The 23,919-nt window shown below is 47.2% G+C and carries 21 protein-coding genes; 15 read left to right on the top strand and 6 right to left on the bottom strand.

Annotation, left to right across the window (positions count from 1 at the left end; all coding sequences use genetic code 11):
- Nucleotides 1-186 precede the first annotated feature (186 nt).
- Entirely contained in the window at nt 187-1,650 is a 1,464-nt protein-coding gene (locus FO446_RS25420; RefSeq protein ID WP_173611119.1) for a MocR-like pyridoxine biosynthesis transcription factor PdxR, read from the bottom strand.
- 272 nt (nt 1,651-1,922) lie between these two features.
- Between FO446_RS25420 and FO446_RS25415 the strand changes: the two genes are divergently transcribed.
- The gene (locus FO446_RS25415) at nt 1,923-2,432 is read left to right on the top strand and encodes a DUF2165 family protein (RefSeq protein WP_173611120.1); all 510 of its coding nucleotides are present in this window, start codon (nt 1,923-1,925) and stop codon (nt 2,430-2,432) included.
- 37 nt (nt 2,433-2,469) lie between these two features.
- On the opposite strand, the gene FO446_RS25410 is transcribed toward FO446_RS25415, so the two are convergent.
- On the bottom strand, nt 2,470-3,327 hold the full coding sequence (locus FO446_RS25410; protein ID WP_173611121.1) for an SDR family NAD(P)-dependent oxidoreductase: 858 nt from the start codon (nt 3,325-3,327) through the stop codon (nt 2,470-2,472).
- Nucleotides 3,328-3,503: 176 nt separating this feature from the next.
- On the opposite strand from FO446_RS25410, the gene FO446_RS25405 reads away from it, so the two are divergent.
- Complete coding sequence (locus FO446_RS25405; protein WP_237899435.1) at nt 3,504-4,271, top strand: hypothetical protein; 768 nt, start codon at nt 3,504-3,506, stop codon at nt 4,269-4,271.
- A 55-nt stretch (nt 4,272-4,326) separates the two neighbouring features.
- Here FO446_RS25405 and FO446_RS25400 read toward each other — a convergent pair whose 3' ends face one another.
- Both FO446_RS25400 and FO446_RS25395 read right to left on the bottom strand, forming a co-directional pair.
- Nucleotides 4,327-4,977, bottom strand: a complete 651-nt coding sequence (locus tag FO446_RS25400; RefSeq protein WP_173611123.1) for a hypothetical protein — start codon at nt 4,975-4,977, stop codon at nt 4,327-4,329.
- Nucleotides 4,978-5,177: 200 nt separating this feature from the next.
- Entirely contained in the window at nt 5,178-6,494 is a 1,317-nt protein-coding gene (locus FO446_RS25395) for an MBL fold metallo-hydrolase (protein WP_221868289.1), read from the bottom strand.
- 175 nt (nt 6,495-6,669) lie between these two features.
- Here FO446_RS25395 and FO446_RS25390 point away from each other — a divergent pair, with 175 nt between their 5' ends.
- Nucleotides 6,670-7,869, top strand: coding sequence for a hypothetical protein (locus tag FO446_RS25390; RefSeq protein WP_221868290.1), 1,200 nt, complete (start codon nt 6,670-6,672; stop codon nt 7,867-7,869).
- Between the two features lie 117 nt (nt 7,870-7,986).
- Here the strand turns inward: FO446_RS25390 and FO446_RS25385 are convergent, their stop codons facing one another.
- Nucleotides 7,987-8,649, bottom strand: a complete 663-nt coding sequence (locus FO446_RS25385; RefSeq protein WP_173611126.1) for an NAD(P)H-dependent oxidoreductase — start codon at nt 8,647-8,649, stop codon at nt 7,987-7,989.
- A gap of 174 nt (nt 8,650-8,823) precedes the next feature.
- Here FO446_RS25385 and FO446_RS25380 point away from each other — a divergent pair, with 174 nt between their 5' ends.
- From FO446_RS25380 to FO446_RS25360, 6 genes are all read left to right on the top strand, one after another.
- Nucleotides 8,824-9,204 (top strand): winged helix-turn-helix transcriptional regulator, encoded by a 381-nt coding sequence (locus FO446_RS25380; RefSeq protein WP_173611127.1) that lies wholly within the window; start codon nt 8,824-8,826, stop codon nt 9,202-9,204.
- A 109-nt stretch (nt 9,205-9,313) separates the two neighbouring features.
- Nucleotides 9,314-10,837, top strand: coding sequence for a YcdB/YcdC domain-containing protein (locus tag FO446_RS25375; RefSeq protein WP_237899434.1), 1,524 nt, complete (start codon nt 9,314-9,316; stop codon nt 10,835-10,837).
- Between the two features lie 84 nt (nt 10,838-10,921).
- Nucleotides 10,922-11,470, top strand: a complete 549-nt coding sequence (locus FO446_RS25370; RefSeq protein ID WP_137032335.1) for an RNA polymerase sigma factor — start codon at nt 10,922-10,924, stop codon at nt 11,468-11,470.
- Complete coding sequence (locus tag FO446_RS25365; RefSeq protein WP_237899433.1) at nt 11,457-13,145, top strand: YcdB/YcdC domain-containing protein; 1,689 nt, start codon at nt 11,457-11,459, stop codon at nt 13,143-13,145. The genes FO446_RS25370 and FO446_RS25365 overlap by 14 nt, the downstream gene beginning before the upstream one ends.
- 188 nt (nt 13,146-13,333) lie before the next feature.
- On the top strand, nt 13,334-13,459 hold the full coding sequence (locus FO446_RS28975) for a hypothetical protein (protein ID WP_255688830.1): 126 nt from the start codon (nt 13,334-13,336) through the stop codon (nt 13,457-13,459).
- Nucleotides 13,460-13,813: 354 nt separating this feature from the next.
- The gene (locus FO446_RS25360; protein ID WP_237899431.1) at nt 13,814-15,781 is read left to right on the top strand and encodes a M6 family metalloprotease domain-containing protein; all 1,968 of its coding nucleotides are present in this window, start codon (nt 13,814-13,816) and stop codon (nt 15,779-15,781) included.
- Between the two features lie 172 nt (nt 15,782-15,953).
- Here the strand turns inward: FO446_RS25360 and FO446_RS25355 are convergent, their stop codons facing one another.
- Entirely contained in the window at nt 15,954-17,057 is a 1,104-nt protein-coding gene (locus tag FO446_RS25355) for a suppressor of fused domain protein (protein WP_237899429.1), read from the bottom strand.
- 136 nt (nt 17,058-17,193) lie between these two features.
- Between FO446_RS25355 and FO446_RS25350 the strand changes: the two genes are divergently transcribed.
- From FO446_RS25350 to nikB, 6 genes are all read left to right on the top strand, one after another.
- Nucleotides 17,194-18,372 carry a DUF4272 domain-containing protein gene (locus FO446_RS25350; protein ID WP_232773996.1) on the top strand — a complete coding sequence of 393 codons (1,179 nt, stop codon included), beginning with the start codon at nt 17,194-17,196 and terminating at the stop codon, nt 18,370-18,372.
- Complete coding sequence (locus tag FO446_RS25345; protein ID WP_237899427.1) at nt 18,353-19,081, top strand: alpha/beta fold hydrolase; 729 nt, start codon at nt 18,353-18,355, stop codon at nt 19,079-19,081. Before FO446_RS25350 ends, FO446_RS25345 begins: the two co-directional genes overlap by 20 nt.
- Nucleotides 19,078-19,923 (top strand): DUF2785 domain-containing protein, encoded by an 846-nt coding sequence (locus tag FO446_RS25340; protein WP_237899426.1) that lies wholly within the window; start codon nt 19,078-19,080, stop codon nt 19,921-19,923. Before FO446_RS25345 ends, FO446_RS25340 begins: the two co-directional genes overlap by 4 nt.
- 308 nt (nt 19,924-20,231) lie before the next feature.
- Entirely contained in the window at nt 20,232-20,804 is a 573-nt protein-coding gene (locus tag FO446_RS25335) for a TetR/AcrR family transcriptional regulator (protein ID WP_237899425.1), read from the top strand.
- 59 nt (nt 20,805-20,863) lie between these two features.
- Nucleotides 20,864-22,750, top strand: a complete 1,887-nt coding sequence (locus tag FO446_RS25330) for an alpha/beta fold hydrolase (RefSeq protein ID WP_237899424.1) — start codon at nt 20,864-20,866, stop codon at nt 22,748-22,750.
- A 232-nt stretch (nt 22,751-22,982) separates the two neighbouring features.
- On the top strand, nt 22,983-23,918 hold the full coding sequence (nikB, locus tag FO446_RS25325) for a nickel ABC transporter permease (RefSeq protein ID WP_173611135.1): 936 nt from the start codon (nt 22,983-22,985) through the stop codon (nt 23,916-23,918).
- The last annotated feature ends 1 nt before the right edge of the window (nt 23,919 follow it).

Raw genomic sequence — 23,919 nt, 5'->3', positions numbered from 1 at the left:
GATAAAAGCCGTGGAGGTCGTCTTTTATAAGTTGCTGTGGTGGGGGAAGAAGCGCATTTCCAGTCTGCGCTTCGGCCTACTGCTTCGGCCTACTCCCCGAAAGGGGGAATGCGCTTCTACCTACGCAGCTATTTAATAATTAGCCGAATGTAACCCCCGACGACAATCATTCGTGGACAACCATCGTTATGACAAAACAGCCTTCAAGGCATCCGCAAATTTAGCGACACCAAGCGTAATTTCCTCTTCTTTTGGTCGCGCAAAGGTAAAGCGAATGTAGCCGGAGTCTGAACCATACACACTCCCCGGCACAAAAACCACGCCTCTGCGAAGGGCTTCTTCAAATAATTGGTTGTCGTTTACATCCAGGTTAATTTTACACCACAAGTGTAATCCGCCTTGGGGAATGGTGAATGAAAGCTCATTGGGCAACTCTTTTTGCAGTGCCTCCACAAGCAAATCTCTTCTGTACTGTAAATGCATACGTAACCGCTCTAAATGCGGCAGGAAGTTATCAGAATGCAAAAACTGGGCCGCGATTTTTTGTGGCACCACGCTCAGGCCAAAATCCATCTGCTGGCGGGCATCTGCCAAACGCTCGACAACGGAATGAGGGGCCACCATCCAACCGACTCGTAAGCCGGATGCAGCAATTTTGGAAAAGGAACCGATGTAGAGAACGGAGCCAAGCTGATCCAATGATTTGAGTGGCAGTGGAGGCTTGCCGTCATAGGAAGTGAGACTGAAAGGATCGTCCTCTACAATCGGAAGACCGAGCTCGCTTGCTACATCCAACAGCTGCGCGCGTCGTGCGGGATCAAGACAAACCCCTGTAGGGTTTTGAAAAGTAGGATTGATAAAGATCATCTTGATCCGATGCTTTTTATACAAAACGCGAATATCTTCTGGGTTCATTCCGTTAGTGCTGACGGGAAGGCGGAACAGACGAAGACCAGCAGATTGAAACATAGGCAACGAATAACAATAAGAGGGATCTTCGATGGCAACTGCATCGCCGGGTGCAAGCAGACACTGGGTGATCAAATACAAAGATTGTTGAGAACCCGACGTGATCAGAATGGAAGAGTCCGTTGTCTGCACATTGCGGTATCGTGACAAATACGAGACCAGCTCTTCACGCAATGGCGTAAAGCCTTGCGGATTGTCGTATCCCAAATATTCGGTGAAGGGGTTTTCCTTCATCTGGGTACTGATCTCCTTGCTTGGTGAGAGCTGGGAAGACAATTCTCCACTCGCAAAATCGATGAGGCTGCTGTCTTTTTGCAAGGCTTCTCTGATCCGACGCAGATAAGACAAATTCGGGAGGAATTGACCACCTTCTACATATCGATGCCAATTCGGTGTATGCTTCGGAGTTGCCTCCCATTTATTTTTACACACACGAGTACCGCTTCCTGTTCTGCTCTCAATGATGCCTAATGCCCGAAGTTCCTCGTACGCCAGAATAACAGTGCTTCGGTTTACTCCTAATTGCTCAGCCAGTTTTCTCTCAGAAGGGAGCAGGCTCCCAGGGGGGAACTCTCCATATGAAATTCTGCGTTCAATCTCATCGGCTATTTGGTGGTATAAAGTTTGACTGCTCGACCGATCAGGCTTCCAAATGATAATCACAACCTTGCACATATTCATTGTTTGTTATATGGGGGAGTCCATTTCATCATAACATTGTTAAGAAAAATACATGTGACAAAACCGTTCCAAACTGTTGAACATGGATGGGGTAAAAATCATGAATGGGTAAGTTCCATTTCCGAATGAGTATGATTAGGTTTCCATCTAATGGATATGAATACTCGTGATAAAAATAGATAGATTTTTCTTACAAAGAGAAAGGGGGAGTCAATCCGATCGAGAATGAGTAAAGACAGTATAGGGAATAGGGAAAAGAGGTGTGAGCATCATTGAGTAATTTGACGTTACGATATGTAAAGGTTTTGGTTGTAGCATTATCCGCAGCATTTGGAACATCCATTTTCTTAGGGAATCTTATGGACTATCAATCCAACTATCAATTTGTTCAACATGTTCTGTCCATGGATACCACGTTTGAGGGGAACGCACTTATGTGGAGAGCGATTACTGATCCTACTGCTCACACCATAGCTTATATCGGAATTATCATTGCGGAAGGATTATTCTCACTTTTTGGTTGGGTCGCTACAGGAAATATGCTGCGTCATGTAAAAAAGGATGCGAAAACGTTCAATAACTCGAAAACATTCGCGTACATCGCTTACATGGTTGCCTTTTGCATCTGGTTTTTCGGATTTGCCATTGTAGGTGCAGAGTGGTTCGCTATGTGGCAATCACAAGTATGGAATGGTCAGCAGGTAGCGTTTAACATAACAGAAGTGATGATTGGATTCGTTATTTTGGTTTCCTTGCGAGATCGAGAATTAACAGATAGCTAATACAAGAGCCACGTTCCTTTGAGAGCGTGGCTTTTTGTTAAATATGCGAGGGAATTACGAACGTCGGGTTATGCTGGTTCAAAATATCTTCCATTCGCTGGCGCAACGTTTCTTTATAAGAGGGATCCGGCAGAATGTAAAAGCGATTGCTCTTGATCGCCAGGAAGGTGTGGTCAGCTACCTCTTTTGGAGAAATTCCTTGCTCGACACCTGAACGAATGAACTGGTCAATGGCGGTAGTCATTGGTGAGGGCTCTACGATATCTCCTGGTTTGCTGTACTCGGCTGGCCGATTGCGATGGGCGTCACATATTTGCGTCTGAACAAAGCCGGGGCATAAAACGGAAACACCGATTTTGGATTGGATCATTTTCAATTCGTGGTAGAGGGTTTCCGACAGACTGACTAACGCATGCTTACTTACACGATAAATGCTATTCCCAGGTCCAGTATCAAGGCCAGCCAGAGAGGCGGTGTTCACGATGTGGCATTCAGTCCCTTGTTTTAACATCGTGGGAACGAAAATTTTTGTAGCGTGAATGGCCCCCCACAAGTTCACATTCATGACCCATTGCCAATCAGCGAGGGTGCTTTGCCAGATTGTCGAGCCTCCACCAACCCCTGCATTGTTGAACAATAGATGGACAGAACCAAACGAGTCTAGCGTTTTTTGTGCGAGCGTCTGGATATCTGTTTCTTTGCTAACGTCCGTTACAACGGCGAGGACAGTTGCTCCTGCTGTCTTTAACTCCTGCTCCACTCTTTGGAGTGCTGCTACTTCCACATCGGCAAGAACAACCTTCATCTGCTCGTCAGCACAGCGCATTGCCAATGCACGACCGATACCGCTGGCCGCTCCGGTAATGACCGCTACTTTGTTTTCAAACTGATTCATGATAGGCCTCCTTCAAAGGGAATGCAAACGTATCAAAATGATGTTTTGATTATAATAGACATTTCGTAATAATGTCTATAAAATTTTCGTACAAGTGCAATTGAGGATACTGCGAGCATGTGGTGAAAAAAGGAGCATATATTTTTGTTGAGACTTGAAAGATGGGTGAGACCAATATGAAGCGAATCGGAACGCAGCATTGGAGCGCCATAAACAGCTTGATCCCTCCTACGTCAGAACTAGTGGTCATGCCAAAGCCGCACGATCAACCAGCGGTTATCGTCGCTGATCTCGATGGAGATAATCATCAGGAGATTGCCTGTGTTTATCGCAACAAGGGCGAAATGTACGTCATGGTCGCCAAGCAGGATGAGGATCGCTGGCACCCAATCGGCAATTTCAAAGGACAAGGCTATACGGTTTCCGAATTAGTGGCTGCTCCGATTGTCAACGCCCACATGAATAGCTTATTGATTGGGTGGCAGATAGGCGGGGTATGGTCAAACATAGACATTTTGCAGTGGTCAGCGAATGGATTTATGCACATGCTCCATCAAGAGACACGAACAAGCAGGGTTGAGGTGGAGGACATGCCAGGGGTTAATGGAATGGATGGCTACGCAGAGCTTGCGCTGTGGCTACATGATAGCGGAAAAGCGTTTCAAGTAGAGGTGTATAGGTGGGACGCAGGAAATCTGGTAATCGCAGATGATGTCTATCCCTATTATTTTCAGAAGATGGTTGCCTACTATGAGTCTGTCCTCGAAGGGAGCGATTTGGCGAAGTATTGGTACTACTTGGGAGACGCGCAAAGAAAAGCAGGGATGCATGCTCAAGCTTTTCAATCTATTGAGCAAGCATTGCAGTTTCCCAATCCGTATCCTTCTCGGGAGGCTTTGCTTCGTTGGAAAAAGGAGTTGGATGGAGCAAACAGGAAAAGCTAAAAAAGCACCCATTGGCGGGTGCTTTTACTCTGTATGAGAGGGAATCGTTGTTTCCTTATTGCACTTTATAAGACATCAAAATTTCTTGTGCGAGTGGCTTCCACTCTTCCATTTGTGCCTCGGTGCAATTGAAAGTGGTCATCAGCATTTTGCCGTCGAGCTCTGTAAAGAAAATGAGGTTGTAAATTTTCGTATCAGCAGCAGGAGTCAGCAGTTCGAACACACCAACGTTTTTCCCGTTGATTTGGATTACTTCATCGCGATACCAGGTCGCATCTTTGTACATATTGGAAAACGCTTGTTTCATCGGGTCCTTCAGGTCTTTGATGAGGCTGTCCTCCTGAATAGGAGTTTCTGTATGACTAAACGCAATGTTAATGGAACCTTTTTCATCGGTATAAATCAGGGTAGGACGATTTTCCATCGGGTATTTTGTTTTTGCCATCTCTTCGGACATGACAGTAAAGCCTTTTGGAATCAAGATTTCCACTTTGTCATTCAGAACCTTTTTTGCTTCCAGCTTGTCGTTTGTTGTTGCAGTTGGAGCTGGTGTAGCAGAATCTGTTTTTGGAGCTTCAGTTGTTTTAGCAGCTTCTGTGGTTTGTGCTGCATTTTGCTCAGCTGGCTTTGTATCAGCTGGTTTGTTCGAACAAGCAGAAACAGCCAACATGGAGAGCAGCAAAGCTACGGATACTAGTTTTTTCATCTGAATTGATCCACCTTTTTATACATAATTGGAAATGTGCGGAATTTCCTTTCCGATTCTATCATGAGGTGTATAATATTGGGAATACGGGAGGTTGATTGCGAATATTCGAATAATACCACCCTCTCTTACATACCCAAGGGAACTAGGATAAAATACACCTATTTAAACTGTAGTAAAATGAGTAAAATTACCTATTTTCATATATTTTTTGTCGTAATATAACGGTTGCGAACCTTCTCTCTCAAATAATTTAACGCAAAACGCAAAAATGCCCCGTTCCACCCCATATAAATTCCGAAATTGTTTAGCTGTGCAACATGACCGAGCATGACAAAGCGCTTGAAACGGGCATTCCGACCTTTTGGCGCTTGCAGTCTGCCATTGATGCGTAGCGTACTCCATCCCCACAAATGGGTGAAGCAATAATGTAGAGCCTCAGATGACAGCTCCACATCACAATCGAGTGGATCGCATGGGGATTCGATCAACCCATCTGCTAGGGAAAAGCGAAATGTCTTTTGATAGTCTGACAAATAAAAGGTAACGGGCCTAACGATAGAGAGAAACAGCGAATGATTATTTTTTCGAATCTGTTCCTTGAAGTCCAAGCCTGCCTCGAGTAGCATGTCCCATTCGATTTTAACCGAAGAAAGAAGAGGAGGAGAGGAAGCCATCTTCTCATAGTCGCGTGCGTAGAGGGCGAGCGACTTCGCAGGATCATGCGCTTCATGTGGCGTCCACGTATCCCCGGGGTACAAAATAATTGGTTCGGCATCCGTTTCCTCCCGCAATAGGCGGTACACACTGTCTACTTTATTGATCGCATCATTCATGTAATAGTTTTCGTCGTGACAAAACCAGGCGAAGCTGGCGAAGGGAATCACGTAGAGAGGTTGAAGGACTTCCACCTGTTTTTTCACCCGGGCGAGCTTTTCCATAGCACGTTTTTTGCGGAGCAGGAAGTCTTCCTTGTTCCCAGCCCATCCCGCATACGAGAATTGCGTCCATACTAGATCGATGTCACCAACACGGTTCAGGATATCCTTGGCTTCTTGTGTGGTGCTGACCTCGCAATCGTTCAGGTTCAGGATTGTCATATCAGCTGTCTTGATGCACAGCCAGGAATCGCCGACAGGAAACGGCCGACATAAAACAGAGATATCGTCGGACAAGGAGTACCATTTGTCCGGGGAGAGCTCAATGACTTGCTGAAAGCCAAAGGCACGGCACCAATCGATCACTTTTTTATCGGTTGACTGCTGGTAGAGGATCGTAATTCGCTTGCGATACTCCTCGGGTATGGTTCGCAGGCTCTGTGGATGAAAATGATCTGGATGCTCATGAGAAAACCATATATGCGTAATCTCGGCAAAATCCTCAGATGTGAAGCGGGTTTTGGCTAATAAGCCCCAGCCGTTATCAAAGGCAGTTCCCGTAAACCAAGGATCGGTCAATAATTTGATGGAATCGTGTTCCCATAGAAACGAAGCGTGGTTGATCATTTGAAATTTCATGTGGTTTGTCTCCCTATGTATACTAGCGATTTGCTAAAAGGGATGATCCTGCCGGGGAGGAAAACGTTACAGGAATTTGAAAAATATATTTTTTCTGGGGGATGTGTCACAAGCTGTGCATGAGGAGGATCGTAACAAGTGAACAGCAATCAACGAGTCGAAAGGATGAACTGACATGAAAAAGCAAGCACTTGTTACCGTTAGCATGGTAGCACTCCTTCTCTCAGCAGTATCCCCATTCGGGATCGCACAGGCACAAACCAACATGGTAGCCGCTGCGAATAAAGCACAAGCGATCACTTTTGATCAGCTCGTCAAAGAAATGGATAAAAAACAGCCTGTCTCCATGTACATCGAATCCACGCACACATCGAAAGTGAAGCAGGGCACCCAGACCCAAAAGGCAAAAACATGGGATAACACGATCAAAGGAGAATGGAGAGAGGAAATCTCAGATGGGAAAAGGGTTCAGCATGCCGTAGGGAAGGCGGGACAGGTGGCAGCGTATCAAGAAGGCGGCAGAGGATTTATCCACTCCGCAACGATTGGCACATACGATAATGAAATCAACAAGACGAAGCGAGAGCTAAGTCGATTGAAAGTGGCGCTGCCAGATTCGAAGGTAGCGATCACCGTGAAGGAAGCACAACTGTTGAATCGAGCTGTGTATCACGTCGCGAAAAAAGAAGAGGCAAAAATCATTGGCAAGCCTCATCATTACCAGGATGACCTGTGGATCGACAAAGAAACAGGGCTGCTTCTCAAACGCACCTTCTCTCACAATCAAGCACAAGCATTTTCGTACACCGTAGACAAGGTGGATTTCCAACCCGACTTTGATGAGAAAACATTCGAAGTGAGCATTCCAGCAGGTGTGGAGCAGAGCAAGTTTTCCCCTGAGGTGGAAAAGGGAGTAGCCGAGGTGACGAAGCTTTTCCCGGACACGGCACAGTTTTCCGATTATGATGATTACGGCATCGAAGGTAACTGGCAACTCTTGAAAATGCTTGAAGCACAAAAACGAGTGTACAGTCCGACCCCTCGGGCAGAAGCTTACGTTATCATGGATGCCCGTACAAACGAATTGGGCAAAGTCATGATCCAAAATCCAGATTGGGTTTCGAAAAAGCTCCCTGCCGAGAAGGTGGCAAAAGAGAAAGCAGCCGCTTTCCTGAAACAGCTGGTGGGCGATCAAGCAAGCCAGTATAAAGTAGAGGCAAAGGTGCAGCGGGGCGGTGGCGGTGTCAGTTTTGAAGACTATGACTATAGCTTTGTGACAGCAGACGTGACGTTCCGTCCAGCCACAGGCAAGGGAATCACGATCTCCGTGGATGAAGCAGGGCGCATCGTAGGTTTTCAGTATACGGATAAGTAAGGAAATCGGTAGGGAAGAGAGTCGCTTGCTTTTGCGGGCGACTACTTTTTTTGTCAAGATGAACGCCAAAAAGCATTCGGAATACGAATGCTTTTTACGTGTAACCAATCCTGAATTTTACCCGATAAAACGAATAATCTCTTCTTTCGCTTGTCGGGTTTTCACACGAGGTTCATTTTTCCGGTAGCCAAAAGCCACCATGCAAGCGACGCCGAAGCGCTCTCTGTCGAGGAGCCCCTCCGCCGCAAGGATATCCTCGACCTTTTCTTTTGCAAAGCCTTCAATAGGGCAGGAATCAATGCCGATCATCGCAGCAGACGTCATCATATTGCCAAGCGCGATATAGGTCTGTCTGGATGCCCATTCGAACATGACTCGCTCGTCTTCAAACAGGGTGAAATCGTTTTTCAGGAAGTGATCGTAAGCAGCGCCTTTTTGTTGTACGACGTTTTCCGGCAAGTCCTGCGTGTCTTTCATCATATGCTGGATATATTCGGAATCCGCGGCCATTTCTTGTTTGGTCCGCGCCAGTACGATGACGAAATGGCTTGCGGTCGGCAGTTGCTTTTGCGCACCCCATGTTACCGGTAACAGCTTCTCTCTAAGAGTCGGATCTTGCAGCACGAGGAAGTTCCATGGTTCAAAACCAAAGGAGCTGGGCGACAGGCGAGCTGTCTCCATAATAAAGTCAAAGTCTTCAGCCGTAATTTTTTTAGCTGCATCAAACTCCTTGCAGGCATGTCTGAATTGATAAGCTTCTATAATTTGATCTTTACGCATGATGTCAGTCCTTCTTTCGCATAAGTTTATGAAACCGTTGATAGAAAATGGGTGATTTCCTCAACGAGGTCTCTCCCTTAAAAGTGTTTTACAAAACTGAGCATACCGAATACACTAAAGAAAAGTAAGTACGCACTTTTTCGGTTAATACTTACGAAAAGGGAAGTGAGTGGGATGAAGAAGAAACCAGCGATGAGGTACCTATTAAATGGCAAGGAATATCCTTGCCCGATCGAGCTTGCCGTCTCGGTTTTTGCGGGAAGATGGAAGGTATCAATCATTTGTCAGCTGTTCAAAGGGAAAAAAAGGTACGGAGAGTTAAAGAAAAATATAATTGGTGTGAATCATAAAATGCTGGCAGAGCAATTGCGAGAGTTGGAGGAAGCAGGGATCGTCAAGCGTGAAGTGTATCCGGTCGTTCCGCCAAAAGTAGAGTACGAGTTGACCGAGCTGGGCCAAGGCTTGGGGCCTGTCATTGAGTATTTGCGAGAATGGGGAGAACATTTTCATACAGAGGCACCAGATGAGTCTCTATCTACTGCTCACGGGTCATGAAAATCGCCACCTGAAAGGGTGGTTTTTTTATTTTGTAACCTCCCAGTGGTTTTTCCGACTATTACATAGGACAAAAAACAAACACAAAATTCCTTGGGAGGGAACAACTGTGAAACATACAAAGAAATTGGCAAGCACGTTATTAATGGCAAGCCTGTTGGCGACAACTCCGTTATGGCTGCAACACCCGACAATGACCGTACAAGCTGCGGACAATCAAGGGCAGGTGAAGCTCTCACTTGCAGCAGAAAAAACACTCCAGACGCTCTACGCCATCCAGCCAGAATTAAAAAATATGGACAAAAAGATGAACGGGCCGAAAAACGGTGTGTACGAGCTGCGCTTTGGCAAAAGAATAGCCCCAGACAAGATGGAACTGTATGCCATGGTGGGCTTGGATGCAACAACTGGTGCCTTGCATAGCTACGAAAACGAACAGGAAATGCAGAAGCAAAACAATCAGCCATCGGAAGCGGTGGCCAAACAAAAATCTGCGGCATTTTTGCAAAAGCTCTTGGGAGATGATTTCAAAAAGTACAAAGCCACTCAGACAACAAAAGGTGAATGGGATGCTGTTACCTACACGCGCCATGAGCATGGTATACCTGTTTTCACCGATCGTTATGTCGTTGGCGTCAACGGTTCGAGTGTCATGTACGTGAACACATTTGAAGGCGCCCCGCTCCGAGCAGCCTCTTCCTTGTTTGCCAAGCCAGGAAAGGTAATGTCCAAAGAAGAAGTGACGGGGAAAGTAGCTTCGCTCATGGAGCTTACGTATTCCGCGCATAAAAAGGAGACAGGAAAGCCGGCTTTGAAATACTCGCTAGAGTCGACCGGATACTTGGATGCTGTGACAGGAGAAGAAATCGAGAGTGCCTTTTCCCTTAAAAGCCGTTACTCGGATGTCATTGCGGTCAAGCCAGGCGGCAAAAAGCTCACAGCCAGCAATGCCGATGAAGCTATGAGAGTGCTGACAGAAGAATTTCAAATCCAGATGGATGGAATCACGTTAGAGACGGATACGCATACCCCGGCGGAAATGAAAGGGGAAGGGGAAACGATTTACAGGTCCAAGGGAAGAGATGGAAGAATCACAGTCTATACGAACAACAACGAAGTGACCGGCTTCCAGGTCCGCGGGAAAGTCGAGATGGCCAATGCCATACAGCATGGCAACAAACCGGCAAATGCCCAGCTTTCGTACGAGCAAGCCAAGGAAAAAGCGGTGCAGTTTTTACAGCCGTACCTCGACTCTAGTGTGAAAGAGCTGAAGATCGATCAAAAAGAGATCAGGATGTCATCTGCAACGTCATACAGCTTCAGCTTCTACGCGCTGCATGACGGCGTGATTGTTACAGACCAGAATTACCTCGTCAACGTAGACGGACAGACTGGGGAAATCGTGAATTACATGAACTCCTTTACGAAGCCATCTGCTCCGTTCCCGGACAAAAAGACCGCCATTTCCAAAGAAGCAGCCGCCAAGCACTTTTTGAAAGACCGTCCTGCTGTGCTCGGGTACATGTTCCCTGTTCAGAATGAGAAGGTCCAAACAAAGCCAAGTGTGGTTTATTCCATCGACACGGTTTCTTACTTCTTGCTTGATGCTGTAACAGGAAAGTCATTCAAATAATTGTATTCGATCCCGCTTCCCACCATGAGGGGCGGGATTCCATCATGTAGACATGTCCTGTCGCGAGAAGAGGAGGAAGCAGCCTTGGATGCTCGAGAAGATCGAGGTCAGCAAGACATATCAGGGATATACAGGATGTATTCCAAAGAAGTCTATCAGTATCTCTATCATTTTATCGGAAGTCGGGAAGCTGCAGAGGATTTGACCCAAGAAGTGTTTGTACGTGTCATTAAATCCTTGCACAGATTTGAGGAGCGCTCGAGTATGCGCACTTGGATTTTGCATATTGCCAAACATGTTGCTATCGATGAATACAGAAAGAAACGGCTGCAAACGATTTTTGCCGGGACCTTGCTAAAGCTGTTGCCCAGCTCGGAGGGTTTGCCGGAAAAGGAGCTGCAGGATAAAGAGGAACGTACTCATTTTGAAAAAGCGCTGCTGCAACTGAAGCCCAAGTACCGAAACGTCATCGTATTGCGGGGAATCAGAGAGTATACGGTGAAAGAAACAGCGGAAATTCTCGGCTGCACAGAGGCGAAGGTCAAGGTAGACTTTCACCGCGCGATGAAGATGGTAAAAGAAACGGCGTTACACATTTATGAAAAGGGGGCTGGTGTGCATGAAATTTCCTAGCGATGAAGAAGTGTTACAGGAATTTCGGAACAGGCCGGATGCAGTCCCCCGGAGCGAGTTTTTGCACATATTGGAAAGAAAGCTGGTCGAGGTCGATCAACAGCATCGCAGCAGAAGCAAAACGCGACGCACGACCATTCGACTGGGATTATCCGCAGCTGTGCTGCTCGCGGTCTTTTTCCTGGCGCCGATTTTTACCCGGCTGATTACCAATCCGGAATCCATCATGACGATGCAGCCAGAAGCCCCTCTCGTGTTGAAGGGTCAGCAGCTAAAGCTGGCGGAAGTATCACCTGCCGCAAAGCTAACATTGGAAAAGCTGTTCAATCTCGTTCCGGAACTAAAGACGATGGAACCCAAAGTCATCGGAAAAGAAGATGGAATCTATGAGATTGTCTTCTATCAAAAGGAGCAAGGAAGGGAACAGCGGTACATATCTGTCGAGATGGTAGCAGTCACGGGGAAAATGAGTCGTTACGAAAATGAGAAAGCGATGAATGAAGGAGCCCCTTCGCCTACCGAAGAACAAGTGAAGCAAGTATCTGCTGCCTTTTTACAAGCGCTGTTGGGAGACGAATTCAAGCAATACCAAGCGAGTCAGACCAGCGGCAATGATTGGGATGCGGTGACCTATACACGCTATGCAAATGGGCTGCCCATTTTCTCAGACCGATATGTCGTTGGCGTCAATCGTAATGGTGTGACGTATGTCAATACGTTCGAAGCCGCGCCACTGCAAATATCTGCGGGGGAGTTTGCCGAACCAGACGCTGTATTTTCCGAAGAAGAGCTCTCAGAGAAAGTGGCGTCGCTCATGGAGCTTACCTATTTTGCGAGTGCGAGACATACTGGGAAGCCATCGCTGACGTACTCTCTTCAGACGACTGGATACGTGAATGCGGTGACAGGAGAAGAGGTATGGGGGGAAGCGTCGCATAAAAGCCGGTACTCCGCTCCCATCCCGGTAACGCCTGGAGGCAAGAAGGTCGCTGTGCAAATGGAGGAAGAAGTGGCGAAGGCTATGGCGGAACAGTTTCAGGTGAATCTGGACGAATTTATCCTCACTGGTGGAAAGAAGACGATGGAGGGCGAGCAGATGACGACCTATAAGGCCAAGAAAGGGCTAGGCAGAGTCACCGTCTACTCAAACAACGGGGTAATTACAGGTTTTCAGGTGCGTCGTGGTACAGAGACGGCCAGATCTACACAGCATCAGAACAATCCAGTAAATGCTCAGCTTAGCTATGAGGAGGCCAAGGAAAAAGCCGTTCAGTTTTTGCAGCCTTATCTGGACAGCCGTGTGAAGGAGTTGAAGACCGACGAAACCGAGATGTCGATGCCTTCTGCAACGGCGTACAGCTTCACCTTTTACGTCCTTCATAATGGGGTGATTGTTGCTGATCAGCAATACCTCGTCAATGTGGATGGGCAAACTGGGGAGATCGTCAATTTCATGGACTATTTCACGAGTCCGACTGAATCCTTCCCGGAATTGGATACAGTCATATCGAGGAAAGAAGCAGCCAAGCAATTTTTGCAGAGCCATCCGGTTGAATTGGGGTATGTGCTACCGATAGCAGATGGGAAGCCGCAACAAAAGCCGCTTCTGGTTTATACGGTGGACACGATTTCTGGCTTTAGGCTGGATGCAGTAACAGGAAAGGAATTCAAATAAGCATAGGTGATCCCGCTTCTCATCAAGAGGGGCGGGGTTTTTAGTGGCTCGGGGGAAGTAAAATAGCAATCCGTATTTACCCAAGAGCTAAGGGATTATATGAAAAAATGGAATAATATGTAACGTAAATAATTTCCCTCCGTCTTACCATTGGTAAGGTCAAACAAATTGACCTGGGGCTGGTCTACGTGTGGGAGCAGTATGATGGTCAAAGAGCTCCCGAACCGCAACTAGTCTATCAACGCAAATGGAAGAATGGCTATAGCTTTATCGATGCTTCGACAGGGAAGCTCGTCAAAGTGTCCCGCCAATAAATGACATAACTAACAGCCGATTTGCTCTCGGAGCAATATCGGCTTTTTTAGTGCGCCTAGCATGGGCGTCGTCTCTAGGGTGAAAGTCCCGAACGGGGGCGTTTATTAGTTAATGATAAAAAAAAATCCCCGATTTATAGAAAAAGTTAACATGTTACCAAAAATTTCCAATAATGTAGGTAAGGGCATTCTGGTAGTTCTGTATAGATGATCTGTCGATTCATTCTACGTATGAATCAGGTCCATTTATCAACGGAATATTCAGCATGCCATTAAAAAGGGGGGCGATCTTCATGAATCTATAGAGGAAACCATTCCAACAGGATAACAACTTCTAAATCGGGAGGAACATTTATGCAAAGAAGTTTTAAAGGCCTGTTCACGTCTGTTTTTTCTTTGATTTGTGTTTTGTACTTTCAAACGGATGTTTTTGCCGCACCCGCATACGATGGAGTTGTCAAAATGAAGCAACCCTCTGGTGAATCGTTTCAAGCCGTGATGCATGGGGATGAATGGTTCCATTGGGCAAGTACAAAGGATGGTGATGTACTTTTACAAGATCAGGAGGGATATTGGAATTACGCTGAACTCACATCAGATGATCTGCAATCGACGGGGATAAAATATAAAATTGACGAAAAGCCTTCAGAAGCGGTAAATGAGAAAAATTTGATGGAATGGATAAATGAGTACGACCCTCAAGCAACTAAAAAACAGGAGTTCATGAATGAGCTTCAACAAGAATTTTCGGGATCGCCAGAAAAAAATATTGACGGAAGTATCACGCCAGTTTCAGGAACCCAAAAATTGCTTGTTTTGTTAATTGGATTTACAGATGTTGATATCGCCTATAACGATAACGATTGGAGCAACAAATTCTTTTCTGCAAATCAAAAGTCGGTAAAGAATTACTATAATGAAGTGAGTAATGGAAAAGCACAGATCACCCCAGCATCCGAAATATATGGTACGCAAAATGATGGAGTTGTGAAAGTAAGATTAGATTACGCTCATCCGGATACATCGGGAAAAGACATTAGGACGGTTATAACAGATGCACTGGATAAAGCGGATCCTGTGGTGAACTTTGCTAGTTTTGATACCAATAATGATCAAGTCATCGACTCTAAAGATAGCTTCTACATTGTAACTGTTCTTGCTGGTAATGAAGAGGCTAGTGGTGGTGCAGCGCCAAATATTTGGGCACATCAGTGGTATGCTCCCAACACCAATCATGATGGTGTTACAGTATCAGGTATGTATACGACGCAGGGTGAAAAGCAATTTGGTCATATGGCAACGATGGGTATCACTGCTCATGAATTGGGTCATTCCTTGGGCCTTCCGGATCTCTATGGTGCTAATAATCATGTGGGTGGTCTAAGTATAATGGCAAATGGAACCTGGAATAATCTCCAAGGAGAAGAACCTGGAACGACACCCACTCATATGGATGCCTGGTCAAAAGCAAAATTAGGATTTGTAACACCAACTGTAGTAAATGCCACAAACAATTTTACGTTACAAGCCATCCCGAATAATTATAATGTTTTAAAGGTTCCTTTAAAGGATAATACGTATTTTTTAGTTGAGAATCGTGAAAAAGTTGGATATGATGCTAGCTTGCAAACAGTTTCTGGAGGCATCGCGGTTTGGCACATTGATGAATCCATGAGTAATAGCACGAATGATCCTCATCCTTTCATTGACATAGAGCAATCCGTGAGTGAATACCAAGACCCATTCTATTACACGAATAATAATCATGCTGCTACTTTTAGTCCAGACACCAATCCGAACAGCAATACCTACACGGGAGAAAAATCGGGAGTAACGATTACGACGACAAGCACAAGTAATTCTGCCATGAATGTGGCAGTCACAGCAGGAGAAGCCGGTCAGATTCCGAAAACGAATTGGACGCTAAAATACGTAGACAGCGATGAATTGTACAATGAAGCTCCGAAAGCCTTTGATGGAAACAACAGCACGTTTTGGCACACGAAATGGAGCCCTGTAGCTCCAATGCCCCACGAGATTCAAATTGACTTGGGTGCAACGTATAGCATTTCCAAATTTAGTTACATGCCCAGACAAGATGGTCAAGTGAACGGAACGATCAAGAACTATGAGTTCTACGTCAGCAGTGATGGAGTGAATTGGGGAACAGCTGTAGCCACAGGTACCTTTGCAAATGATACCACGTTGAAAGAAGTCAGCTTTGCAGCCAAGACAGGTCGCTACATTAAACTGCGTGCCTTAAGCGAGGTAAACAATAACCCATGGACAAGTGCTGCTGAACTCAATGTATTTGGGCAATAATGTATTGTGAGGGTAGCTATCGCAATCAGGGATACGCTACCCAAAAAGGTTATCATCTGCTGAAAGTTTCATTCGGCATTTGATAACCTTTTTATTCGATACCAATCCACAGTGTCGAGACAACAAAAAACAGTCCCCGCAGAATGTATTCCGCAGAAACTGTTTTCAAACTTCATGCTTCCTTCATAAACTTCGCTACCCCGTTAAAAATCCAACTTGCACCATCTCCCGCAGAGTGCTGAAGCAATTGTTCAGACCCATGCATTTCTGCATACTGCTGTTCCTCTGCGGTAATCGGAATCATCCATAACAGATTTACAGAATCGCCAGCCATGAGCGGAAACGGAATGGTCGGTGCATTCTCAGGTTTTGCCAGCAGCATAGAGGAGAAGCGGCTATTAATCTGACTGATTTCCTGGCATGGAATGGTGTGACCTTGTGCGAGGAAGGTCATATACGACCACGGTAGAGAGGTTTGGCCGCTGATGTAGGCCAGCAATTGTTGTTCGTTTTGGGCGAGCCATTTGGTTTCGCAGGCAAAGGCCAGCTCGAATCGTCGCAACTGCTCCGGTTCTTCTGTATACTGCTCGACTTTTGGCTGACGCAAAATGGATACGCCGAGGGTCATCGCATAGGTAACGTCGCCTTTTTCGATGGTCACCAATGCTTTCGGGGGCCAGTGTCCGCCGTCGATGCCGTAATACTGTTTAATTGGGCCAAGAGTCGAGGTAATCGCGTCCATGAACTGGTGCTGGATGTCAGGCCAAGGGTTGCCATCCCAGCTCGCCCAAAAATGCTGGGCAGCCTCGATGCGGGCAAACATGGCGTTCGTTTCTGGTGTTCCCAGCGGAAAGCATAAATCAGATTCTCCGGTGCAATCTCGCGCATACGAAGGAAAGTGCGAGCCGTCCGGGGAAGGACCAGCCCAGCCGGGAATTACACACAGCACCTCATCCTCATACAAAAGTGCCGCTGCATCGCCTTCCTCCAGCCAAACGATCGAGAGCTGCTCCGGGTTCAGCCTCTCTGCTCCATCCGGATGAGCGCAGCAATCGCGTGGAAGCATGGGAGCTTGACCATCCTCCATGGCAGCGAAATCGATCGAGTCCGGTGCAGGTCCGTAATTTCTTACCCAACAAGAGCGAATGCTGGCATGCTCCTCACCGGGATAATCCCACAAATAAAAAAAGACGCCGTTCTCATCCTCTTCCACAATAGCTTGAATCGGACAAATGGGGGAAAACTCCTCTAATAGGATGTTTTTCAAAGGTTTCACCTTCAATCGTCGTGATAGATTTGCCGATAACTAAAAAGATTTGTGCTTGATTAAACAGGGTTAGGATACCATAATTTACTATTGATTACAAAATTCAGTACTTTAGAAATGTTTGCCCAGCAAAGGAGGTTGCCAGATGAATCAATGCACCATCTATGTCTCCATCCAACAATGCGAGAAAGTTGTCGATGCCATTGTCGAGGCTTTTCGTGATCAATTGGTAGAGGTATCCGCAGACGAGCGGGCCGTGACCGTGACCGATAAAAAATGGTTTAGCAAGAGCAAGATTACTTTCAATCTTATGCGCGAGGACGATGACCAAGAAGAGTTTCTCCAGATGAAAAAAGGGATGTACGGCTACTTCGCACAGATTGAAACAACCCACGAGAAGGTCCAGCAAAAGCTGTTGTACCAAATCACAGCGCTTAATGTGGCGGTAGGAATCGTGGCGAGCAAGGAAATCGATCAGAAGACGTTTGCGTCCATTATGGCGATTGCCGAAGAAGTACATGGGATCGTCTTTCTCCCTACCGGAGATATGCTCGATAAACAAGGAAGGCTGATTCTCAATACAGCAGGAGAATCCGAAGTAGACGATTTTCTGGTGACGGTCAGTGTAGACCTGATCGATGGACATATTCAGCCCTCCCAGTCAGGAGAAGCTCGCAAGGAGCGGAGCATCAAGCTATTGCAGGAGCAAGGCATTCCGTACATCCCGCATCTTCCTGTCATCGTAGGGGATGAGGACGCTGTCATCAGGAGCAAGGATGAGATTGTTCAGCGAGCGATTGCCCTGTGCTTGATTGCGGTATATGCCGGCGGGATTGCCGAAAACGGACAACTCAAGGAAGAGCGGGAGTTCATCGAGGGCATTATTGAGCAGTTTGGCGCTGCTGAATTCTTTACGGAAAAAGAGAGAGACTTCTTGAATGATCCACAGCCAGACCGAACCGATATGATTCAGATGATTTGGATGTACGAATGCTACTGGGTACTGCTGTGGGCACTCGGCTATGTGGACGAGCTCCATTTCCCGGATGAGATTTGTGATGTGAATACGGCGATTGACGCTCTCAGAAGCGCAGGTGACTATGACACCTTCTACAGCAATGCGGTTGTGAGGAGCAAGCAAGAGATTCTCGACCAGGCAGATTTAATCTACCGCTATGACTGGGCATGTGTGGATGCGCGTATCAACAATCGTGTGGTTGCAGGCGGTTTGAATGACGAAGTAGTTGTGGAAAGACACAGAGCATTGAATTGGCTGGTTCGTTACATGGAGGACGACTGGGATCATGTCTCAATGGATACATAGGCTGTATTCGCGAAAATGTGGGACACCTAGTGTGATCTTCCTAGCAGGAATGGGCGATAGCGGTGAGACATGGAAGATCGTTCAAGACCGCATCTCGCAGGAAGCGTCTACCTTATCCTATGATCGGGCGGGGATTGGCAGGAGTCCAGCGCCAGAAGTCGTACCCCGGACATGCCGTGATCTGGTCGAGGAGCTGTATGACTTGCTGCAAGAGATAAAGGTGGAGACGCCTTGTATTTTGGTCGGACATTCTTTTGGCGGTTTGGTTGCCAGATTGTTTGCGAGCCTGTATCCGCAGCTTGTTTCGGGGCTGGTTTTGGTGGACGCTGCTCCTGAATATAAGGAGCTCGCCTATGAAAAGGTTTTACCTGACAACCTGATCGCAGCCAATCGAGACTATTACGAGAATCCGATGCGAAACAGCGAGAAGATCGATAAAATACGGAGCTATCAAGAGATTGTTGACTATTTTCGGCAAAGTGATATACCTGTCTCGATTATCACGAGAGGCTTGCCGGACGTGTGGGACAAGGAATGGCCGAACGAGGAAATCTTAACAATCGAACAACGGCTGCAAGCCGATTTCAAGCGGCTTTCAACCTCAAGCAAGCAAAGAATAGCTACTCGCAGCGGGCATTATATTCATCACGATGAACCGGAAATGGTGATTGAGGAAATTTTGATTATGGTAAGGGGGATGAACAAGTGAGCGATACAAGAACCCAGCTTGTTCTGGATCTGCAAAGAGTGGAGCAGGAACAGTACCAGCTGCGTGAAGGGGAACAACTGGAGGATTTCGTCGGACGATTGTTGCAATACATTGGGGACCCTGACCCGGAATTGCGGGATAATCTCATCTACCCGGCATTTTATTATTGGATTCTCGACGAGGACAAGCTGACGGAGGCGCAATTGCGCAGCCTCCTGCGAGAACTGACCGACGAAAAGCATTTGTTCTATCAGATCGGCAGCGAGGGTGATCCATCTGTATTTACGAGGACATTCTCTTCGTTGCCGATTGCCTTGATTTTGCGCCGTCACAGACAGAAGTCCTTTTTGGAGCTTGCCGATTTCCAGCACGTCAAAAATGCCATGCTCCGCTATTTTCAAGAGGAACAGGATTTGCGTGGCTATTTGTCCGAGGGAGGCTGGGCTCACAGTACTGCGCACGGTGCAGACGTATTCGTAGAACTGGTGCAGTGCCCAGAGAGTGATGAAGCCGTACAGCGAGACGTTCTTCAAGCGATCCAGGGCGTGCTGCATAACGGAAAGCACATTTTCAATGACGAAGAGGACGAACGTCTCGCGAGCATCGTAGATACGATGATGGAGAAAGACTTGCTTCCAGAACAGGAACTCATTGACTGGATCAATAGTCTAGCAAGCTGTGCCGAGCTGCCAAAAAGTCGTACTCAAGTTATCGCTCGGGTGAACAGCAAGAACTTTTTGCGCTGTCTCTATTTCAGAAGGGCAAGAGATAGCCGTGAAAATGAGCTGGTGATTGCCATGCTTGCTGCTGTAACGAAATGTAACAGGTTTGCGATCAGTTAATGAATGAAGGTTGATACCGTATTAGACGGCATCAACCTTTTCTTTTTTATACGAGGTTTTAAAAGGTAGCGATTGAACCAACAAAGCTGCCTACCCAGTCGGAACTTCAAAAAGGGGACCGCGCTTGTCGAACACTTCTTCTTTGAGAACCTTCCGCCCGTAGGGTGGCTTTGGCTCGACGGTCCCCTTTTTGAAGTGGAGACGGACAGTCAATCTTCCTTGCGGGCGTGTCAGAGTCGAAGAGAACTGCGCTTTTTCTTCTCCTCCACTGATTGACAATCCCTTACTAGTACTATATAGTACTAATCATGAAACGAACCTCAAACCGTGACCATGTCATCGTCACTGCATCCAATTTGTTTTTGCAAAAAGGACTCATGAATACCAGCATGGATGACGTCGTAGCACAGAGCAAAGTCTCCAAGTCCAACATTTACTACCACTTCAAAAGCAAGGAGGAGCTCGTCGTAGCTGTACTCGGCTACAGAATCAACGTCCTGAGAGGAGCACTGGAAGCCATCTTGCAACGGACAGACCTGTCTGTTTCCGCACGGGTAGGGCTGATTTTTACCACCATCGCAGAAGAACTGGAGGGACGCTCCTGTGTAGGAGGCTGTCCGATCCTTTCCTTGCTGTCGGCACAAATACCAGAGGTCAAAGCGCGAATCAACGAGTTCCTGATCGAATGGCAGAACCTAGCGGAAAAGCTGCTCGTGGAGGGAATCGCCCGTGGAGAATTCAAGGAAAATATCTCGATTCAGCAAACGGCAGTCTTGTTCGTGACCATTATGGAGGGAGCGATGCTCATGGCTGAATCGCAGGGTCATGCACAGGTACTCGTAGGCGCAGGTCAGACACTTCTACACTTGATTCAAGTGTAGGATTTTTTTGAAGTGAATTAGTACTGACTAGTTCTATAAATATAAAGGAGGCAGAAACAATGGCTGTCGTTTTTGTAACAGGTGCGACTGGATTTATCGGCAAGGAGGTAACAAAGCAGCTGGCCCGGTCCGGTCATACCGTACTGGCGCTGGTTCGTTCGCCCGAGAAGTGGGATGAATTGCTGATGCAGATGACACCTACAGAGAGGTCTAATTGCAAGGCCGTGCGGGGTGATTTGCGAAAGGAGGGCTTGGGATTATCAGCGAGCGATTACGAGCAGGTATTGCGCGCAACTATTATCATCCATGCAGGTGCCCCGATGGATATTTCGCTGGATGAAACGGTGGCGAGGGAATTGATTTTACAAGGAGCAAGTCACCTTGCAGCACTAGCGAACGAATTGCATAAACAACAGCGTCTACAAAAGCTGATTCATATCGTTGGCTACATGAGTCCGTTTGACGATGAGAGTGGAAAGCTGGCGACAGATGTTTTTGCGCCAACCGATTTTTATCGAGAGGCAGGGGGCTACGAGAAATACAAGTTTCTGGCAGATCTATACCTCAGACAAGAGGCGTATCAAAAAGGAATGCCGCTGGTCGTGGTAAATCCGTGTACGATCATAGGCCCGCGAAGCACCGGGAACACAGAACAAACAGATGGATTCGGGCTCGTGATCAGCTCCATGCGGCGTGGTAAGATCCCTGTTCTTCCCGGTGGTAAGGAGTGGTGGCTGCCCTTGCTTTCCGTCGACGATTTTGCCCAGGTCATTGTGGGGATTGTAGAGACAAATCACATCGAGCATCAAACGTATTACGCCTTAAATGAGCGGAGTGCCACGCCAGTTTTTTCAGAGCTGATTTCGTTGATGGCTAAAGAATTACGGATGAAGCCACCAACCATTCCTTTCCCGGTATCGGTCTTGAAAAAAATTCTCCATAACGGCGGCAGCCGCTTGCTCGGGGTACCTGCCAATTCGATGGATTTTCTCGTAAAGAAAGACTTCCCGCTCGCTCCCTTTCAGCAAATGAAAGCGAAAAAAAGCATCGATGCATACGACGTAGCGGCGTATCTTCCCAGTGTGATTGCCGATCTCGACTACCGTTTGTCGGTCAAGGATCAGAAAGTACCTCCTCACTTTCACCGAGAGCAAATCGCAGGCATGGCCGCGTACAAGAAAGAAGGCTCGGGTACTCCGTGGCTGCTCGTGCACGGGCTTTTCAGTGAGATGAGCGATTTACTCCCGCTCGCTGAACAGCTGGGTGAACAGGAAGTATGGTTACTGGATTTGCCCGGATTTGGCAGATCGCCCTATCACCATCACGAAAAACCGATCGAGGGCTTTATCGAGGCAGTGGCCGAGGCATTGCGACAGCTGCCATCTCCGGTTCATCTTGCAGGACATTCATTTGGCGGGTTTTTGGCATGGGAGGCAGCAAAGCGAGTACCGGAAAAAATCGAGAAGCTATACCTTTTGCAGCCACCCCTGCATGCCCCGAAGTATTCTCGGCTGCAGGCGGGATTGGGGAAGAGTCCAGCCCTCCTTCAGCTTTTTTTGCAAAAGCAGTTAACGTCAGCCAAATTGGAAAAAGCAATGCTTGAGCAAGGGGTATTTCAGTCTACGTATGAAATGCCAAAAGGCTATGTAGAAAAGGCAGGGAAGCTCCTGCAATCCCCGCGCATCAGCAAGACGCATACAGACGTGCTGCGCTACTTTATGAACGAATTCCGGCAAATGGCGGTAGCGACACAGCCTCTCCCTTTTCCAGTCCAGATCGTATGGGGGACACAGGATAAAACGTATCAGATGACAAAAGGAACAGAGGGTGCATTCAGGGGAGCAAATGTAGAGATCGAAAGGCTCTCCGTCGCGCATCATTTTCCGCTCAGCCATCCACAGCTAACGGCAAACGTATTGCTACAGATGAGGCACGGCAAGGAATGAGGACGGAACGATTCTTCAGAAGGGCATGGTAGAAAGGGACCATGCTCTTTTTGAATGAAGTAAGAAAAAAACGAGTTGAACTTTCTGTAAATTTGGAATAGACTATTTTTAACTAATAACGACACTATAACGACAAGTGTCGTTAGTGGAGAAAGAGGGAGGAGAGCAAAGTGCAGGAACACAACAAGAAGAAGCAAGTTCATACCGTTTCTTACATCTGGGTGAAGACCTCATGAAGCAGTACATCGTGAAGCGCCTATTGTCGGGCATCATTGTCCTGTTTGGACTCTCCGTTTTTACGTTTCTGCTCATTCATCTCATCCCTGGTGACCCTGTGCGGATCATGCTGGGGCAGCGGGCGACTGTCGAACAAATCGAGTCGCTTCGCGGAGAGCTGGGCTTGAACAAACCATTAGTCGTTCAGTATCTCGACTATGCTTCCGGCGTTTTAAAAGGGGATCTCGGTACTTCCCTGAAAACGGGCCGACCTGTCAGCACAGAAATTGCGGATCGTTTTCCCGCGACAGCAAAAATGGCAGTAGCCAGCCTTGTAGTAGCAGTTGTGATCGGTATCGGGTTGGGTGTCCTAGCGGCGAAATACAAGGATACACCCATCGACGGAGCGATTATGACCTTTTCCACCTTTGGGATGTCTATACCCGGCTTTTGGTTGGGTTTACTCGTCATACTTGTATTCTCCGTTCATTTGGGCTGGTTTCCGATAGCGGGAGGGACGGGGCTAAAAGACATGGTTCTTCCAGCGTTTACCTTGGGGACATTGCTGGCGACGGCACTCAGCCGACTCACTCGTGCTGGTATGGTAGAGGTTTTGTCCAATGACTATATCCGAACAGCACGTGCCAAAGGGATGAATGAACGAGTTGTGCTGCTACGGCACGCTTTTCGCAATGTGATGATTCCAATTGTGGCTGTCATTGGTCTGGAACTGGCTGGCTTGCTTGGCGGGGCTGTGATTATCGAGCAGGTTTTTGGCTGGCCGGGAGTGGGGACTTTGGCGATTCAAGCGATTAGCTCGCGGGATTTTCCGATGATTCAAGGAACGACGCTGTTTATCGGAGCTGTGTATGTCCTCGTTGTCATTTTAATTGATGTCCTGTACGCGCTTCTCGATCCCCGCATTGACTATGCCGCGAAGGAGGGGGTGTAGC

The organism is Brevibacillus brevis, assembly GCF_022026395.1.
In the GTDB taxonomy this organism is placed as follows: domain Bacteria; phylum Bacillota; class Bacilli; order Brevibacillales; family Brevibacillaceae; genus Brevibacillus.
The sequence above is the reverse complement of the archived record's forward strand: the minus strand, read 5'-3'. Positions and strand labels throughout refer to the sequence as shown.

What these genes read in the sequence shown, in the direction of transcription:
- FO446_RS25420 (WP_173611119.1), bottom strand. Translation starts at nt 1,650, where the DNA reads ATGAATATGTGCAAGGTTGTGATTATCATTTGGAAGCCTGATCGGTCG.
- FO446_RS25410 (WP_173611121.1), bottom strand. Translation starts at nt 3,327, where the DNA reads ATGAATCAGTTTGAAAACAAAGTAGCGGTCATTACCGGAGCGGCCAGC.
- FO446_RS25405 (WP_237899435.1), top strand. Translation starts at nt 3,504, where the DNA reads ATGAAGCGAATCGGAACGCAGCATTGGAGCGCCATAAACAGCTTGATC.
- FO446_RS25400 (WP_173611123.1), bottom strand. Translation starts at nt 4,977, where the DNA reads ATGAAAAAACTAGTATCCGTAGCTTTGCTGCTCTCCATGTTGGCTGTT.
- FO446_RS25395 (WP_221868289.1), bottom strand. Translation starts at nt 6,494, where the DNA reads ATGAAATTTCAAATGATCAACCACGCTTCGTTTCTATGGGAACACGAT.
- FO446_RS25390 (WP_221868290.1), top strand. Translation starts at nt 6,670, where the DNA reads ATGAAAAAGCAAGCACTTGTTACCGTTAGCATGGTAGCACTCCTTCTC.
- FO446_RS25385 (WP_173611126.1), bottom strand. Translation starts at nt 8,649, where the DNA reads ATGCGTAAAGATCAAATTATAGAAGCTTATCAATTCAGACATGCCTGC.
- FO446_RS25380 (WP_173611127.1), top strand. Translation starts at nt 8,824, where the DNA reads ATGAAGAAGAAACCAGCGATGAGGTACCTATTAAATGGCAAGGAATAT.
- FO446_RS25365 (WP_237899433.1), top strand. Translation starts at nt 11,457, where the DNA reads ATGAAATTTCCTAGCGATGAAGAAGTGTTACAGGAATTTCGGAACAGG.
- FO446_RS25360 (WP_237899431.1), top strand. Translation starts at nt 13,814, where the DNA reads ATGCAAAGAAGTTTTAAAGGCCTGTTCACGTCTGTTTTTTCTTTGATT.
- FO446_RS25350 (WP_232773996.1), top strand. Translation starts at nt 17,194, where the DNA reads ATGAATCAATGCACCATCTATGTCTCCATCCAACAATGCGAGAAAGTT.
- FO446_RS25345 (WP_237899427.1), top strand. Translation starts at nt 18,353, where the DNA reads ATGTCTCAATGGATACATAGGCTGTATTCGCGAAAATGTGGGACACCT.
- FO446_RS25335 (WP_237899425.1), top strand. Translation starts at nt 20,232, where the DNA reads ATGAAACGAACCTCAAACCGTGACCATGTCATCGTCACTGCATCCAAT.
- FO446_RS25330 (WP_237899424.1), top strand. Translation starts at nt 20,864, where the DNA reads ATGGCTGTCGTTTTTGTAACAGGTGCGACTGGATTTATCGGCAAGGAG.
- nikB (WP_173611135.1), top strand. Translation starts at nt 22,983, where the DNA reads ATGAAGCAGTACATCGTGAAGCGCCTATTGTCGGGCATCATTGTCCTG.